Annotated in this window: 2 protein-coding genes; both read left to right on the top strand. The window is 71.3% G+C overall.

The features are described 5' to 3' along the window. A partial coding sequence (locus JX325_RS17415) for an iron ABC transporter permease (RefSeq protein WP_204792263.1) occupies positions 1-596 on the top strand: 596 nt, incomplete at its 5' end. After that, positions 589-1,137 (top strand): ABC transporter ATP-binding protein (locus JX325_RS17410; RefSeq protein WP_204792262.1); only part of this gene is annotated, 549 nt, incomplete at its 3' end. The genes JX325_RS17415 and JX325_RS17410, both read left to right, overlap by 8 nt.

The raw sequence follows: 1,137 nt of genomic DNA, 5'->3' as shown, positions 1-1,137 counted from the left end.
GGACCGGCGCGTCCAGAATGACCCTGGTGCTGGCGGGGGTGGCGGTATCCGGCATGTTCAGCGCGGGCATCGACGCCGTGCTGACCTTCTTCCCCGACGCGCTGAACGGCTACACGGACTTCCGGGTGGGAGGCGTGGCGAACCTCTCCATGGGCCGGGTGGCCCCGGCGTTCTGGGTGGCTTTGACGGCGCTTTTCCTGGCGTTGTCCCTGGCGGGAGAGATGGACGTGCTGCTTTTGGGGGAGGAGACCGCCCGGAGCCTGGGGCTTCCCGCCCGGCGGCTGCGGCTGGTGCTGCTGGCCCTGGCGGCGGCGCTGGCGGGGTCGGCGGTGAGCTTCGCGGGGCTTTTGGGCTTTGTGGGCCTCATCGCTCCTCACATGGTCCGGCGGCTGGTGGGGGAGGACAGCTCCGCCCGGCTGCTCTGGGCGTCCGCCCTGGGGGGCGCGGCGCTGCTGACGGTATGCGATATTTTGGCCCGGACGCTGTTCGCCCCCTATGAGCTGCCGGTGGGGGTGGTGCTGTCCCTGCTGGGCGGGCCGTTTTTCCTGTGGCTTCTTCTGCGGCAGAGACGGGGAAGGAGGCGCGGGCATGCTTGAGGCGAAAAATCTCTCGGCGGGCTATCCGGGCCGGGCGGTGNTGGCGGGCGTGTCCCTGGCGGCGCGGCCCGGGCGGGTGCTGGCGCTGCTGGGGCCCAACGGCTGCGGAAAGAGCACGCTGCTGCGGACCATGGCCGGCCTCCTGCCGCCCCTGGGCGGGGAGGTGCTGCTGGACGGAAGGCGGGACTACAGCCCCCGGCAGGCCGCCCAGCGGGTCGCCTATCTTCCCCAGTCCCGGACGGCGCCCAACATCACGGTCCGGCGGCTGGTTCTCCACGGGCGGTTTCCCTACCTCTCCTATCCCCGGCGCTATGGCCGGGAGGACTATGAGGCGGTGGACCGGGCCCTGGCGGCGGCGGACGCCCTGGATTTGGCGGATCGGCCTTTGCCGGAGCTTTCCGGGGGACAGCGGCAGAAGGCCTACCTCGCCATGGCCCTGGCCCAGGAGACGGAGGCCATTCTCATGGACGAGCCCACTACCTTTTTGGACATCCGGCACCAGCNGGAGGTCCTGGCCCTGGTCCGCCGCCTGGCGGAGGAG

The sequence above is a fragment of the Oscillibacter sp. CU971 genome, from assembly GCF_905219725.1.
In the GTDB taxonomy this organism is placed as follows: domain Bacteria; phylum Bacillota; class Clostridia; order Oscillospirales; family Oscillospiraceae; genus Oscillibacter.
This window is presented reverse-complemented; position numbering and strand designations above follow the sequence as displayed.